The sequence below is a fragment of the Roseovarius sp. genome, assembly GCF_965228755.1.
Classification (GTDB): Bacteria; Pseudomonadota; Alphaproteobacteria; order Rhodobacterales; family Rhodobacteraceae; genus Roseovarius.
The window spans coordinates 77,351-92,358 of the sequence record NZ_CBDDIG010000004.1; the positions used below are offsets into that span (position 1 = coordinate 77,351).

The window sequence follows — 15,008 nt, forward strand, 5'->3', positions numbered from 1 at the left end:
TTGGGTCTCCTTTTTGCGTTTGATGGACCCGGTCATTCGCCGGGCTGGGTTGAGTGGAAAGGGCGGACGGGCTGCCACATCTGGCTGTTGACGCGCCGGAGCGCGAAGCGCTTCCAGATCACGAAGATCGCCGGGATGACGAACAGCGTCAGGATCGTGGCCGTGGCCATCCCGCCCAGCATCGGCGCCGCGATCCGCTGCATCACTTCCGAGCCGGTCGCGTCGCCATACATGATGGGGATGAGGCCGGCGAAGATGGTCGCAACCGTCATCAGCTTGGGCCTCAGCCGTAATAGTGCGCCCTCGAACACGGCTGTCTCGATATCCTCGCGGTTCACCTGCCGGCCCTGTTCCTTGGCGGCCAGCACGCGCCGGTCCCAGGCGAGGTTGAGATAGAGCAGCATGACGATGGCCGTTTCCACGGCCACGCCCGCGAGCGCAATGAAGCCCACCAGTACGGCGACCGACACAGCATAGCCGAGGTAGAAGATCAGCCACACGCCCCCGGCCAGCGCCACCGGAAGCGCCAGCAGGATGATTGCCACCTCGGTGACCCGGTTGAAGGCCATGAACAGCATCAGCGTGATGATCAACAGCGTCGCCGGCGCCACCAACCCCAGCCGCTCCTGCACCCGCTCGATATATTCGTACTGCCCCGACCACGCGATGGCGTAGCCCGGTGGCAGATCGACCTTTTCGGCCACCACCCGCTGCGCCTCAGACACGTAGCTGCCAAGGTCGCGCCCGGCGATGTCGATGAAGACGAAGCCGGTGCGCCGGGCGTTCTCGGACCGGATCATGCCCGGCCCGTCGACCAGCTTGACCTCGGCCACCGCCCCCAGCGGGATATGCGCCCCAGAGGGCGTGACGATTGGCAGATCCTCCAGCCGGTCGGGGCTGTCGCGCCAGTCGCGCGGATAGCGCAGGTTGATTGGAAAACGCTCCAGCCCCTCGACGGATTCCGCGATGGTCTGGCCGCCGATGGCGGTCTGAACCACCTGCTGCACATCCTCGATCGACAACAGGTAGCGCGCGGCGGCAGCCCGGTCGATGTCGATTTCGATGAACCGCCCGCCCACGGGCCGTTCGGCATAGGCCGAGGTGGTGCCGGGAATATCCGCCACAGCCTGTTCCACAGCCACCGCGATTTCCTCGATCACGCTCAGATCAGCGCCGGACACTTTCACCCCCACCGGTGTTTTTACCCCCGTGGCCAGCATGTCGATCCGGTTCTTGATGGGCTGGATCCACACGTTGGTTACGCCCGGCACCTGCACCCGACGGTCAAGCTCGGCCCGGATGTCGTCCATCGTCACGCCGGGCCGCCATGCCTCTTTCGGTTTCAGCTGGATCGTCGTCTCGATCATGGTCAGTGGCGCGGGGTCGGTGGCCGTATCGGCGCGGCCCAGCTTGCCGTGGACGGTGTCCACCTCGGGCACCTGTGCGATCATCCGGTTGGTCTGTTGCAGCACCTCCCGCGCCTTGCCGATCGACACGCCGGGATAAAGCGACGGCATGTAGAGGAAATCGCCCTCGTTCAGTTCCGGCATGAACTCCGTACCCAGCCGCTGCAACGGGTGCCACATCGACACCACCAGCGCCGCCGCCAGAAGCGTCGTCGCCCAGGGCCACGCCACGGCGGCATCGAGGAACGGCCGGTAGATCCACTGGCACAGTACATTGAGCGGGTTGCGCCGTTCGGCTACGATCCTGCCGCGGATGAAATACCCCATCAGCACCGGCACCAGTGTCACCGACAGGATCGCCGCCCCGGCCATGGCATAGGTCTTGGTGAAGGCCAGCGGCTTGAAGAGCCGGCCCTCCTGCGCCTCCAGCACAAAGACCGGCAGGAAGCTCACCGTGATGATCGCCAGCGAGTAGAAGAGCGCCGGCCCCACCTCGGCGGCGGCATCTCTGGCGGCCTGCCAACGCTCGTCGGACGACAGGCGCTTGCCCTCCATCTTCCGGTGCATCGCCTCGATCATAACCACGGCGGCATCCACCATCGCCCCGATGGCGATGGCGATCCCGCCCAGCGACATGATATTCGCGTTCACCCCCTGCAGGCGCATCACCGCGAAGGCCGCAAGGACCCCCAGCGGCAGGAACAGCACGATCACCAGCGACGAGCGCAAGTGTAACAGGAACGCCCCGCAGACGAGCACCACGACGAGGAGCTCCTCCCCGAGCTTTTTTTTGAGGTTGTCGATCGCCCGTTCGATCACGCCCGACCGGTCATAAGTGGTGACGATCTCCACACCCTCAGGCAGGGACTCGCGCAGGATATTGAGTTTCTCCTCCACCGCCTTGATCGTGGCGAGGGCATTTTCGCCCCAGCGCATGACGACCACCGCGCCCACCGCGTCGCCCTCGCCGTTGAACTCGCCCACGCCGCGCCGCATCTGCGGCCCGAGCCTGATCTCTGCCACGTCGCCCAGCGTCACCGCGGCGCCGCGGTCGTTCACCATCAGCGGTATCTCGGCGAGATCCTCGATACTGTCGACGTAGCCCGTGGCGCGCACCATGTACTCGGACTCGGCCATCTCGATCACGCTGCCGCCGCTCTCGCGGTTGGCCGCCCCGATCGCCGCCCGCAGCTTGGCCAGAGGGATGTCGAACGCCCGCAGCTTGTTGGGGTCGACCACCACCTGGTACTGCTTGACCATGCCCCCGATCGTGGCCACCTCCGACACGCCCTCGACCGTTTGCAGCTCGAATTTCAGGAACCAGTCCTGCAAGGTCCGGAGCTGTGACAGGTCATGCCCGCCCGTCCGGTCGACCAGGACGTACTGGTAGATCCAGCCGACCCCGGTGGCATCCGGCCCGAGTTCGGGGTTCACCCCCGCGGGCAGGCGCGACTGGACCTGTGCGAGATACTCCAGCACTCGCGAGCGCGCCCAGTAGAGATCGGTGCCATCCTCGAAGACGACATAGACATAGCTGTCGCCAAAGAACGAAAACCCGCGCACGTCAACCGCGCCCGGCACCGACAGCATGGCCGTGGTGATCGGATAGGTGACCTGATCCTCCACCACCTGCGGCGCCTGGCCAGCATAGGGCGTCTTGATGATCACCTGCACGTCCGAGAGGTCAGGGATCGCATCGACCGGGGTGCTTCTCAGGGCCCAGACCCCGGCCGCGCCGAGAAACAGCGCCAGCACGATCACGATGAACCGGTTCCCGACCGACCAGCGGATCAGCGCGGGGATCATTGGCCCAGCTCCACGGTTCCGGCCAGCGAAAGGCTCATGTCTGACCCCTGAACCAGCAGCAAGCCGGTTTCCCGGCCCACTGGCAGGGTTACGGGGTCAACGCTGCTGTCCAGCGTGAAATCCATGGTCATTCCGGGCATGCCGATCTCGGTGATCGGGCCATGGGTGATATTGGCCATGCCGCTGGCAGCATCAACGCTGTTGATCGTCCCGGTGACCGTCATCGGCGCAGGCTTTGCCTCGAAACCGTCAAGCACCATGGTCATGCCGTCTGGCCGGATGAAGCTCAGCGTCAGCTCTTCCCCGACCGGCAGAGCCGCCGCGTCCAGGGTTTCGGACAGGGCGAACTCCATGGTCATCCCGGGCATCCCGATTTCCTTGATTGGCCCGTGGGCGATGGTGGCCGTCCGCGTTTCCACGTCGACGGTTTCGATGCGGCCATCCACGGTAAGCGGCGCCGCGGCCGGCTCTTCCGTTGTGTCCGAGGCCGGTGGCATGTCCATCCCGTCCGCCGCGCGCACGGCCACGATGGCCACCATGCCATCTTCGCCGAAGGCAAGGTCGAATGTCACCGGCTCCCCCAGCGGAATGGACGCGGTATCAACCCCGTTCACGTCGAGATCCATCTTCATCGCCGGCCACCCAAGCGCCGGGATCGGGTCATGGCTGACGGTCAGCTTGCCCTCGGGCGTCACAGCGTTAACGATGCCTTTCCCGGTAGCGTCGACCCCGTCATCGCGGCCCAGCTTCGTCAGCGCGATCAGCCCGTCCGCCCCGCGGACAGCCTCGAACTCGACCTCCTGGCCTTCCTCAAGATCGTCGAGATACACGTCGCTGCGGATCGCGAACACCGTCTCCATCGCCGGCCATCCCAGCGGCTCGATCGCCGCGTGCGCGATCCGTGCCTGCCGTTGCCCGGCCTCCAGTGACACCAACACACCCTTGCCGGTGACAGGCTCCGCCTCGGTCGGCGCGAACCGCATCATCCCGGCATTGAGTGCGCTCTCGCTGTCGATCAGGAACTGCGCCGAGGCGACCACCTCGTCGCCCGGGGCCAACCCCTGCACGATCTCGGTCCGCTGGCCCGCGCCGAATCCGCCCCGCAGGCCGGTCGTCACGAGGCGCGGCCGAAAACTGCCATCCGCCAGACGCAGGATAACCCGTTCCGCCCGTCCGGTACGGATGACCGCCTCCGACGGCACCGTCAGCGCCTCACGGCCCTGAGACGGCACGAGCGCCACGTTGGCGAACATGTTGGGCCGCAGCAGACCGTCGGCATTGTCGAACCGCAGCCGCACCCGAAGTGTGCGTGTCTCGGCGTCGAGCTCGGGGAAGATGTAGTCGATCTCACCGGCGAACAGCCGCCCCGGCAGGTGATCGAATCGCGCCTCGGCCGTCATATCCTCGGTCAACAGCCCCATGTCACGTTCGAACACGTCGACCAGTAGCCATACCGAAGACGTATCGGCCAGGGACATCGCTCGCGTGTCGGGCTGCAGATACATCCCGTCGGCGGCGTTGAGCGCATAGACCACGCCATCCTGCGGCGCGTAGAACCGGATGCGCTGGGCCGGGCGGTCGGCGGTTGCCATCTCCTCGATCTGTTGCGCGCTCACGCCGAAATTCATCAGCTTCGTGCGCGCGATGGAAATCTCGGCGGCGTTCCCCGCCTGCGTGGCGCGCATCAGCTCCGAACTCGCGATGGTGATCTCGGGCGCGTAGAGGTCGAACAGCAGGTCGCCCTCGGCCACCTCGTCGCCCACCGCCCGCAGTTCCAGCCGCTCGATCCAGCCTTCCACCCGGGTATGGATGTGGCTCGTGGCGTGCTCGTCGTAATCCACGAAGCCCACCGTCTCGATGCGTCGCGAGATTTCCTCGACCCGGGCCACCGCGCTGCGCACGCCGATCGTGTTCACCTCGGCCGCCGACAGCGTCACCTCTTCCGGGTCTCCCGACGGCTCTTCGCCCTCGTAAACCGGGATCAGATCCATTCCCATGGGGGATTTTCCCGGCCCGTCCTTGCGGAAATTTGGGTCCATCGGTGCCACCCAGTAAAGGATCTGCGGCCCCTCGTCGCCGGCTTCCGCCGCCTGTGCCAGCCGCTGGCGCTCGTACCAGACACCGCCTGCAGCCCCCGCCGCCAGCGCCATCAGCGCCAGCGCGAAATATCGTCCACGCATCGCAAATTACCTGTCTCTTGACGTCCCGCGGGTGCACCGCGGCGACAGATCCGCCCGGGCTCACCCGGGTCGCCGAAGTCAGAAGATCAGGTCAGTCTCGGGGGTTTCTTCGCCCGTTCCGGCTCCGCCTGGGTCAGGCGCGGTTCGGCCGAAAGCACGTGGCGGGCCGGCACCAACACGAAGTCCGGCGTCACGACTCCAACGTGCGAGCCTTCCGGGAAACAGCAGACAGTCATTGGGCAGGCCCCGTGGCCCTTCTGCATCTGGGCGCCTGTCTTCGCGGAATCGTTGCAGTCATGTCCCGGCGCCATGGTCGCTTGCGCAACATGGGCGGCCACATTCGACGACTCCGCGGCCATTCCGGCCCCGGACGCGCCCATGCCAATGGCGCCCATGACGAAACCCGCCACGAGCCAGACCATCAGGAACCGTGCAAGTGCGGGCCGCAGCTGTCTCATGCGCGTGACAATACGCGGGTTTCCGTCACTGTCCAGCCGAACCCGAACCGGAACGCCGGGAAAGGCCCCAATTTTTCGTGAAGCCGTCCATGGCAGAGGGATGGATGCCGGGCATGTCGCGCCTGATATCGATCAACTGACGGAAATAATTCACCTTTTTCTTTTAGGCGTGGATCCGGCGCAATGCCTTGACCTTCCAGTCACTGGAAGCCCTATATGCTTTTGCACGGACAAGGAGACAGCCATGACTGGGCACGCACATCACTCCCCTCACCACCATTCCAACGGCCCCGACTTCCCACCGGATGTCGAAACCGCGACCGATCCGATCTGCGGCATGACCGTGCAGGTCACGACGGACACACGGACCGAAGAATATGACGGTCAGAGTTTCCATTTCTGCTCCGATGGGTGCCGGGAAAGCTTTCGCGAGGATCCCTATTTCTATGCCTCCGGCAACGCCAAAAAGGCAAAGACCAACGTCGCCGCCGGTACGCAATGGACCTGCCCGATGCACCCCGAAATCATTCGCGAGGAGGCCGGATCCTGCCCGATCTGCGGAATGGCGCTGGAACCCATGGTGCCCAGCGACGAGCCCAGCGAAGAACTGACCGATTTCACCCGCCGCCTCTGGGTCAGCGCGGGGGCCGCCGTGCCGCTCATGATTCTCACGATGGGCGAGATGGTGGGTCTGAACCTCCGCCACTGGCTTGGTCACGAGCTTTCTGTCTATATCGAGTTTGCGCTGGCCACGCCCATCGTCCTGTGGGCCGCGCGGCCCTTCTTCAGTCGTGGGCTCGACTCGATCCGCAATGCCTCCCCCAACATGTGGACGCTGATCTCGCTGGGCGTTGGTGCGGCCTATACCTACTCTCTCTTCGCCACATTCCTTCCCGGCCTCTTCCCCGACGAATATCGCATGGGCGCGGGTGTGGGCACGTATTACGAGGCGGCGGTCGTGATCGTCGCGCTGATCTTTGTAGGGCAGGTTCTCGAACTGCGCGCCCGGGAGCGCACTGGCGACGCCATCCGCGCCCTGATGGATCTTGCGCCCAAGACCGCACGGCGCATCCTGCCCGACGGCACCGAATACGACGCGCCGCTTGAAAACGTGGTCGAGGGCGACATGCTCCGCGTGCGCCCAGGCGATTCCATCCCGGTCGATGCCGCGGTTGTCGAGGGGCATTCCTCGGTCGATGAAAGCATGATCACGGGCGAACCCGTCCCGGTGGAAAAGACCGAGGGCGACCGCGTCACCGGCGGCACGATCAACAAGAACGGCACGCTGGCGATCCGCGCCACCCAAGTCGGCGCCGATACGGTTCTGGCCCAGATCGTCGACATGGTCGCCGGCGCCCGCCGGTCCAAGGCGCCGATCCAGGGCCTTGCCGACAAGGTGTCGGAGATCTTCGTGCCGACGGTCGTCGCGATTGCCCTTATCGCCTTCGGCACGTGGCTGGCTGTCGGTCCCGATCCGGCGCTGGCCTTTGCCATCGTTTCGGCGGTGTCGGTGCTGATCATCGCGTGCCCCTGTGCGCTTGGCCTTGCCACGCCCATTTCGATCACCACCGCCGCCGGGCGCGGGGCGCAGGCGGGCGTGCTCATCAAGGATGCCGAGGCGCTGGAACGCATGGCCAAGGTCGATACGCTTATCGTCGACAAGACCGGCACCCTGACCGAGGGCCGCCCGCGGCTGACGGATGTCATTCCCCTCACCGGCCTGGGCGAGGAAGACGTGCTCACCGTCGCCGCTGCTCTGGAAACTGGTTCCGAACATCCACTGGCCGAGGCCATCGTCAACGGCGCCCGCGACCGCGGCCTGAAACCCGCCCGCGCCACCGACTTCGAGGCTATCACCGGCAAGGGCGTCAAGGGCGAGGTCGACGGTAAGAGCGTGGCCCTAGGTAACCCTGCCATGATGCAGGCGCTCGCGCTGGAGACCGGCCCGGCCGAGGCGCAGGCCGACACGTTGCGCGCCGAGGGCAAGACCGCGATGTTCATCGCCATCGACGGCGCGATCGCCGGCATCGTCGCCGTGGCCGATCCGATCAAGGACACGACCGAAGGGGCGATCCGGGAACTGCACGCGCAGGGACTTCGCGTCATCATGGCGACCGGTGACAACCGGCGCACCGCCGAGGCGGTGGCCGGACAGCTTGGCATCGACGAGGTGCGCGCCGGTGTGCTGCCAGAGGACAAAAAGGCGCTGGTCGACGAGTTGCACGCAGCCGGCGCCTTCGTCGCCATGGCCGGCGACGGGGTGAACGACGCTCCCGCGCTGGCCGCGGCCGATGTGGGCATAGCCATGGGGACAGGTGCCGACGTGGCTGTGGAGAGCGCGGGCATCACCTTGCTGGGTGGCGATCTCACCGGCATCGTCCGTGCCCGCAAGCTGGCCCGGGCGACGCTACGAAACATCAAGCAGAACCTGTTCTTCGCGTTCGTCTACAACGCGGCGGGTGTGCCGGTGGCGGCGGGCATCCTCTACCCGGTCTTCGGATTGCTCCTGTCGCCGATGATCGCGGCAGCGGCGATGTCACTATCATCGGTATCGGTGATCGGCAACGCCCTGCGCCTGCGCGGCCTTAAACTCTGAGGGAAGGCCCATGGCACGGGCCGGAGTTCTGTCTTCGGTCCTAGTCCTTGTCTATGGGGCAACCTTCTCGTGCGCACGGTCACACGCGCCCGGCGATCAACTGTTGCTGAGCAGCTTCTTGCGCGCGGAATAATCCTCGGCGTCGATCTCGCCGCGGGCAAGCCGCATGTCCAGTTCCTTCATGGCATTCGACGCGCCTTGCTCCGGCATGCCGTGATCCAATCTGCGCACAAGCCAAATAATACCGGCCACGACGAGTCCCAGTATCAGGATCCACAGCACCGGCCCGAAGAACATGCCCATGCCATAGCCATAACCCCAGTCCATCATGTGGCCATACCGCTCGGTGTCGGCCATGGCCGGGGTTGCGAATAGGACGGTGGCGAGTGCGTAGCCCAGCATGAGGGCCTCCTGCATTGAAACAAGAAACGCGTTCGATGATCGGCGTGGCGACGCCGGGATGCATTGACGCAGGTCAAGACGTCTGACCGCGGCAATCACGTTCCCGCGAGGTTCACGCCTCAGCCCCCGTCTCCGGCCGTGTCCTCGTCCAACAGGTAGGCGGCGATCGCCTCTCTGTCGGCCTGCGACAGCCACGCGGTGCCATGCCGCACGACCTCGCCCATGCCGCTGCCGAACGTGTCGCCATCCGGCATCGCGCCCGATTTCAGCCCGAACGCGAGCGACGACACGGTCCAGCCGGCCTCGCGCAGATCCCCGGGCCGGATGGGCGGCGCCTTGCCGCGATCCGGCAGGTCGTCGCTTCCGGCAAGATAGGCATCGGCCCGCCGTCCGCCGGCGAGGTTCCGGTCGGTGTGACAGGCCCCGCAATGCCCCAGTCCGTTGACCAGCCACCGCCCCCGGTTCCAGGTCTCCGACCGCCCGTCCATAGGGTCTGTCGGCGGGCCGCCCCCGTAGATCGCGCGCCATATCTTCAGCCCGAAGCGCAGGTTGAAGGGGAAGGTCAAGTCATTTGCCCCGGCCGTGACCTCCTGTGCCTTCACACCCCGAAAGGCCGCCCAGAGATCGGCAATGTCCTGATCGCTCAGGTGACCGTAGAAGGCATAGGGAAAGGCCGGGTAATAGGGCGAGCCGTCCGGCGCCACGCCCTGCCGCACGGCTCGGGCGAAATCGTCGATCGTCCACGCCCCGATCCCCGCCGTGGGGTGGGTGGTCAGGTTCGGCGGCACGAAGGTACCGAAGGCGGTTGTGAACTGCGCCCCGCCGGTCAGCGCCGGGCGGCCCGAGCCCGGGTCGGAATGACAGGCGATACACCCGCCGGCCCGCGCCAGGTAACCGCCACGCTGCGGGTCTCCCGTGCGCTCGGCCAACTCGGGGGGCTCTCCAATCGGCCAAACCGCCAGCGAAACCCCGCCCACCCCAACCACTGCGGCAAGGGCAAGCAGAACACTCAGTATGCGGCGCATGATCAGTCCTCGTCCTTCCGATACCGGTCATGACAGGCCGAACAGGTCTGGGTGACCATCATGAAGGCACCGTCAGCCGGCATCTGGCCGATATGCTCCGCAGTCATCCCGTCGGGAAATGCGCCGTCGCCCATCATCATGCCATTGCCCATCATGCCCGACGCGTTTCCCATCATGGACTCGCCCATCATGTTCTCACCCATCATGCCGGACTGGCCGCCCATCATGTGACCGTCGCCATGCAGCCCGTTGCCCGAGGCCAGCGCAAGCCCGTCGGCCGCCATCTCGAGCTGCGCGGAAAGGGCGGTGAAGCGGTCCCATTCCTCCCATGCGCGCGGCAGGACTTCCGAGGGGGCATCGGTCGAGCCTTCGGGGAACTTGTTCGTCATCGCCGCGCCCGCCTCGGCGGCAATTGTCTCGGCCGCCTTTTTCACCGCGGCCGCGTCGTATTCGGACTCGCCTGACATCATCGGCTTGATCCGTTTGATCGCCTCGCCCATGGATTTCATCGCCTCCATGCGTTCCTTGACCACACCGGTGGCCCCTGAATGCGCGAAGGCAGCGGCGGACAGGCCGGCGATGGCGGCCCCGCCAAGTAGCAGTCGTCTGAAAGTCATTCCTTGTCTCCCTTGATCCGATAGAGTTCAGCCCCCGTGAGGGCAGGGTCCATCGGTCAGGCGCGCGGCGGGGGCGGGTCCTTCGCCGAGGCTAGGGATGCGTGGCGCACCGGGGCGAACCCGTGCTCCAAGGCGGTGGCCTCGGCATCGAGGGGCGTCATGGCCGGGCTGACGGGCAGGAAAGTCACCACACACGTGCCGGCCTTGTGGCAGCATGTGTCGGCAACAAACGCCTCTGCATCCTTGCTGTCCTGCTGGATTGAGAACGCTGTCTCATTCGGCCCACCGGTATGGGCGGATGCAGGCGAGCCCATAACTGCGAGCAGCACCGCGAAAGCAATCATGAAACGTGCAGCCAGATATGCAATCCGGCAGGTCATACCAGTCATGCCGCAAAACATGAGGGGGCATCGGCACCTTTGTCAACATGGCTTGGCGAAACATCGGGAAGCCGGCAAGATCAGGCGCTGTATTGCTGGGAACCAATAGCTGCCATTCATCGCGGAGCGAATGAAAGGCAGGCATGGGCCGTTCAATACGCGGCACTTGACCCTTTTATCTGCATGAAATATTGGTCTGCAGTGTTGAGCGGGCGTTGTGTAATGGTAAGACCTCAGCCTTCCAAGCTGATGATACGGGTTCGATTCCCGTCGCCCGCTCCAGGCTATCCTTTATCGACGATCTTGGTACCTTTCGCGCCGCGGTGAACCGGGGTTCGTGGGAACATGCCGCCTGACGGCATTCCTGCGGGTGCGGCCCATTGGCCGGTTACGGGAACGGGCCTTGACCCGTCTGCACAGGGCGTTCAAGAAGCCGGGACAGCAAGAGGCGAGGGCGAAATATGGTGCGCAGGGCCGAAAACGGCGCGGATCGGATCGAACGGGACAAATCCAGAAGTGTGGGCCCGCTGGCCGATTTGTGGCCCTTCATCAGGCCCTACCGGATGCTGGCCGGGGCGGCCATCCTGGCGCTGATCCTGACGGCGACGGTGTCGCTTGTCCTGCCGATGGCGGTGCGCCGGGTGATCGACAATTTCCGGGTCGAGGATGGTGCCCTGCTCGACAGGTATTTCGTGGCAGCGATCGTCATCGCCGGCCTTCTGGCGATCGGAACGGGGCTGCGCTATGCGCTGGTTTCCAGGCTGGGCGAGCGCGTGGTGGCCGACATTCGCAAGGCGGTGTTCGGCCGCGTGATCGGCATGAGTCCGGCCTATTTCGAAAACATCATGACCGGAGAGGTGCTGAGCCGGATCACCACGGATACCACGCTGATCCTGTCGGTCATCGGCTCCTCGGTGTCGATTGCGCTGCGCAACCTCCTGATCTTTGCGGGCGGGCTGGCGTTGATGCTGTTTACGTCGACCAAGCTCACTCTGATGGTGCTGCTGATCGTGCCGGTGATCATCGTGCCGATCCTGACGCTGGGCCGGCGGCTGCGGCAGCTCAGCCGCGAGAACCAGGACTGGATCGCGCGGAGTTCCGGGAACGCGTCCGAGGCGCTGACCAGCGTCCAGACGGTCCAGGCCTTCACGCACGAGGGTGCGAGCCGCGACCGGTTCGGCGAGGTGACCGAAGAGAGTTACACCTCGGCCCGCCGCCGCATTTCGACCCGGGCGCTGATGACCATTATCGTCATTTTCCTCGTCTTTACCGGCGTGGTCTGCGTGCTGTGGATCGGCGCGCGCGACGTGCGGGCAGGGGGCATGAGCGTGGGCATGCTGGTGCAGTTCGTGATCTACTCGATCATGGTGGCCGGGGCGGTCGCCGCCCTGTCGGAGATCTGGGGCGAGCTGCAGCGCGCGGCCGGGGCGACCGAGCGGCTGGTCGAGCTCCTGCGGGCCGAGGACGCGGTGCAGGACCCGGCCGAGCCACGGCGCCTGCCGGAAAAGGTGCAGGGGGCGATCGGCTTTCACGACGTGAGTTTCACCTATCCGTCGCGCCCGCAGACCGCGGCGCTCGACCATCTCAGCCTGTCGATTGCGCCGGGCGAGACGGTGGCCATCGTCGGCCCGTCTGGGGCGGGGAAGACCACGATCATCCAGATGATCCTGCGCTTCTACGATCCGGAGTCGGGCACCGTTACCCTCGACGGCGTGCCGCTGAATGAAATGGCCCGACCGGAATTCCGCAAGGCGCTGGCGCTGGTGCCGCAGGACCCGGTGATCTTTGCCGCCTCGGCGCGCGAGAACATCCGGTTCGGCCGTCTGGATGCCACGGACGAGGAGGTCGAGGCCGCCGCGAAGGCCGCAGCCGCCCATGACTTCATTGCCGCGCTGCCCGAGGGCTACGACACCTATGTCGGGGAGCGGGGCGTGATGCTGTCGGGCGGCCAGAAACAGCGCATCGCCATCGCCCGCGCCATTCTGCGCGACGCCCCTGTTCTGCTTCTGGACGAGGCGACCAGCGCGCTGGATGCCGAGAGCGAGCGGGCAGTGCAGGAGGCGGTGGACCGGATGTCGCGCCGCTGTACCACGATCATCGTGGCCCACAGGCTGGCCACGGTGAAGAAGGCCGACCGGATCATCGTGATGGACCAGGGCCGTATCGCCGCCGAGGGCACGCATGACAGTCTCGTGGCCGAGGACGGTCTTTACGCCCGGCTGGCCCGGCTGCAGTTCACCGACGGGCAGGCCGCGTAGGCCGCTCACGCGGGGTCACGTTCGCGTAGCGGGGCTATCGCGACGGGTCGCTCTGCGCGTAAACCGGTGAAGCCTGTCCCAACGCCGGAGCCCGCGATGCCGACCCGCCGCTTCTTCCTGATTGCCGCCGCCGCGGCGCTGCTTGTCCTTCCGCGCCTCGCCCGGGCGTCGGAACCGGAAATCTATTCCGTGGACGGCGCGGCCATCGGCGGCTACGACCCGGTCACGTATTTCACCGAAGGCGCACCGGTCATGGGCAACCCCGCGCATGCCGTCACGTGGCAGGGTGCGGAATGGCGTTTCTCCACCGCCGCCAACCGCGAGAGGTTCGAGGCGAACCCCGGCGCCTACGCCCCGCAATACGGCGGCTATTGCGCCTACGCGGCGTCGAAAGGTGCCGTCGCGCCCACGGCGCCCGACGCTTGGACGGTGCATGACGGCAAGCTGTATCTCAACTACAGCCAAGAGGTTCGAGACATCTGGTCCGAGGATATTCCGGGCAATGTCGCCCGGGCAGACGCCACCTGGCCCGAGCCCCTGACGAAATAGGGTCTCCGCAGGCTCAGCCCAGGGCCGAGAAGGCCCGGTCGAGCCCGTCGGCCACCTCGTCGACATCGTTGAGCGACAGGCACATCGGCGGCACCATGCGAAGAACCGACTGGGTCGGCCCCGATTTCGACAGGATCAGCCGGCTTTCGCGGCAGGCCTCGAAGACGGCCGAGGTCGTTTCGCGGTCGGGCTCCTTTGTCTTGCGGTCCTTGACCATCTCGATGGCCAGCATCAGCCCGCGGCCGCGGACGTCGCCGATGGCCTCGTGCTTCTGCTTCAGGTCCTGCAGCCGTTCGAGAAGGGCCGCGCCGACGGTGCGGGCGTTGAGCCGCACCTTCTCCTCGCGCATCACCTGAAGAACCGCGCGGCCCGCCGCGCAGCTTGTCGGGTTGGCGCCGTAGGTGTGGAACAGGAACTTTTCCGCCATCGGTTCGGCGATCTCGCGCTTCGTCACCACGGCGGCGAGGGGGAAGCCGTTGCCGATGCCCTTGGCCATGACGATGATGTCGGGGATCACGCCGTCGGCCTCGAACCCCCACATGTTGTCGCCGGTGCGGCCGAAGCCCGACTGGACCTCGTCGGCGATGTAGAGCCCGCCGGCCGCGCGCACCCGCTCGGCCGCGCCGGACATGTAGCCCTCGGGCATCGGGATGATCCCGCCATAGCCCTGCACCGATTCCACCAGCATGCCGGCCAGCCGCCCGTTGGTGGCGGTGGCGATGGTGCGCTCGATCTCGTCGAGATAGGGCGCGGCGCCCGCGTTCTCGCCGAAGATGCCGCGATACTGGTTGGGATCGGCCACGAAGGCCACGTTGCCGGGCATGCCGGGGTGGCGCCAGCCGGAAATGCCGGTGACCGATTGTGCTGCCGCGGTGGGACCGTGATAGGCGGTACGCAGCGCCAGCAGGTCGAGATTGCCGGTATGGGTGCGGGCGATGGTCATGGCGAGGTCTATCGCCTCGGCGCCGGAATTGCAGAAATGCACGACCCAGTCGGGCCCCTGCGGAAGGGTTTCCACGAGTTCCTCGGCCAGGTGGGCGGGCACCGGGTGGTAAAACATCGTGGTGCAATGGGTGAGCTCGGCCGCCTGTGCCTGGGCCGCCTTCACCACCGTGGGGTGGGAATGGCCGACCGAGATGCAGACATTCATGCCGAGCAGGTCGATATACTTGTTGTCCTCGGCGTCCCACAGGTATTGCATCGAGCCCTTGCGGAAGACGATCGGGTCGCGGAAGGGCACGAATTTCTTCAGCGTCGCGGCATAGTAGGTGTCGCGGCGGCGGGCGGTGCCTTGCGTGCTCCAGTCGGTGGCAAGCTCTTTCATGTCATCT

11 protein-coding genes and 1 tRNA gene are annotated in these 15,008 nt (G+C 65.9%); 4 read left to right on the top strand and 8 right to left on the bottom strand.

Annotated features, from left to right (window positions below; genetic code table 11):
* Positions 1 to 32: 32 nt before the first annotated feature.
* The 3 genes from ACO07J_RS02665 to ACO07J_RS02675 form a co-directional block, all read right to left on the bottom strand.
* Positions 33 to 3,212, bottom strand: a complete 3,180-nt coding sequence (locus ACO07J_RS02665; protein ID WP_422026043.1) for an efflux RND transporter permease subunit — start codon at positions 3,210 to 3,212, stop codon at positions 33 to 35.
* Positions 3,209 to 5,392, bottom strand: coding sequence for an efflux RND transporter periplasmic adaptor subunit (locus tag ACO07J_RS02670; RefSeq protein WP_422026045.1), 2,184 nt, complete (start codon positions 5,390 to 5,392; stop codon positions 3,209 to 3,211). The genes ACO07J_RS02665 and ACO07J_RS02670 overlap by 4 nt, the downstream gene beginning before the upstream one ends.
* An 86-nt stretch (positions 5,393 to 5,478) precedes the next feature.
* The gene (locus ACO07J_RS02675; RefSeq protein ID WP_422026047.1) at positions 5,479 to 5,814 is read right to left on the bottom strand and encodes a hypothetical protein; all 336 of its coding nucleotides are present in this window, start codon (positions 5,812 to 5,814) and stop codon (positions 5,479 to 5,481) included.
* A gap of 280 nt (positions 5,815 to 6,094) precedes the next feature.
* Here ACO07J_RS02675 and ACO07J_RS02680 point away from each other — a divergent pair, with 280 nt between their 5' ends.
* On the top strand, positions 6,095 to 8,446 hold the full coding sequence (locus ACO07J_RS02680) for a heavy metal translocating P-type ATPase (RefSeq protein WP_422026049.1): 2,352 nt from the start codon (positions 6,095 to 6,097) through the stop codon (positions 8,444 to 8,446).
* Between the two features lie 96 nt (positions 8,447 to 8,542).
* On the opposite strand, the gene ACO07J_RS02685 is transcribed toward ACO07J_RS02680, so the two are convergent.
* The 4 genes from ACO07J_RS02685 to ACO07J_RS02700 form a co-directional block, all read right to left on the bottom strand.
* Complete coding sequence (locus ACO07J_RS02685; RefSeq protein WP_422026051.1) at positions 8,543 to 8,848, bottom strand: SHOCT domain-containing protein; 306 nt, start codon at positions 8,846 to 8,848, stop codon at positions 8,543 to 8,545.
* A 119-nt stretch (positions 8,849 to 8,967) separates the two neighbouring features.
* The gene (locus ACO07J_RS02690) at positions 8,968 to 9,873 is read right to left on the bottom strand and encodes a c-type cytochrome (RefSeq protein ID WP_422026053.1); all 906 of its coding nucleotides are present in this window, start codon (positions 9,871 to 9,873) and stop codon (positions 8,968 to 8,970) included.
* Positions 9,874 to 9,875: 2 nt separating this feature from the next.
* On the bottom strand, positions 9,876 to 10,490 hold the full coding sequence (locus ACO07J_RS02695) for a c-type cytochrome (protein ID WP_422026055.1): 615 nt from the start codon (positions 10,488 to 10,490) through the stop codon (positions 9,876 to 9,878).
* 56 nt (positions 10,491 to 10,546) lie between these two features.
* Positions 10,547 to 10,879: a hypothetical protein gene (locus ACO07J_RS02700; protein ID WP_422026057.1), complete on the bottom strand. Its 333-nt coding sequence runs from the start codon at positions 10,877 to 10,879 to the stop codon at positions 10,547 to 10,549.
* Between the two features lie 199 nt (positions 10,880 to 11,078).
* Between ACO07J_RS02700 and ACO07J_RS02705 the strand changes: the two genes are divergently transcribed.
* From ACO07J_RS02705 to ACO07J_RS02715, 3 genes are all read left to right on the top strand, one after another.
* A tRNA-Gly gene (locus ACO07J_RS02705) sits at positions 11,079 to 11,152 on the top strand.
* Between the two features lie 179 nt (positions 11,153 to 11,331).
* Complete coding sequence (locus ACO07J_RS02710; protein WP_422026059.1) at positions 11,332 to 13,128, top strand: ABC transporter transmembrane domain-containing protein; 1,797 nt, start codon at positions 11,332 to 11,334, stop codon at positions 13,126 to 13,128.
* 96 nt (positions 13,129 to 13,224) lie between these two features.
* Positions 13,225 to 13,677: a YHS domain-containing (seleno)protein gene (locus tag ACO07J_RS02715; protein ID WP_422026061.1), complete on the top strand. Its 453-nt coding sequence runs from the start codon at positions 13,225 to 13,227 to the stop codon at positions 13,675 to 13,677.
* Positions 13,678 to 13,690: 13 nt separating this feature from the next.
* On the opposite strand, the gene ACO07J_RS02720 is transcribed toward ACO07J_RS02715, so the two are convergent.
* Positions 13,691 to 15,001, bottom strand: coding sequence for an aspartate aminotransferase family protein (locus ACO07J_RS02720; RefSeq protein WP_422026063.1), 1,311 nt, complete (start codon positions 14,999 to 15,001; stop codon positions 13,691 to 13,693).
* Positions 15,002 to 15,008 lie beyond the last annotated feature (7 nt).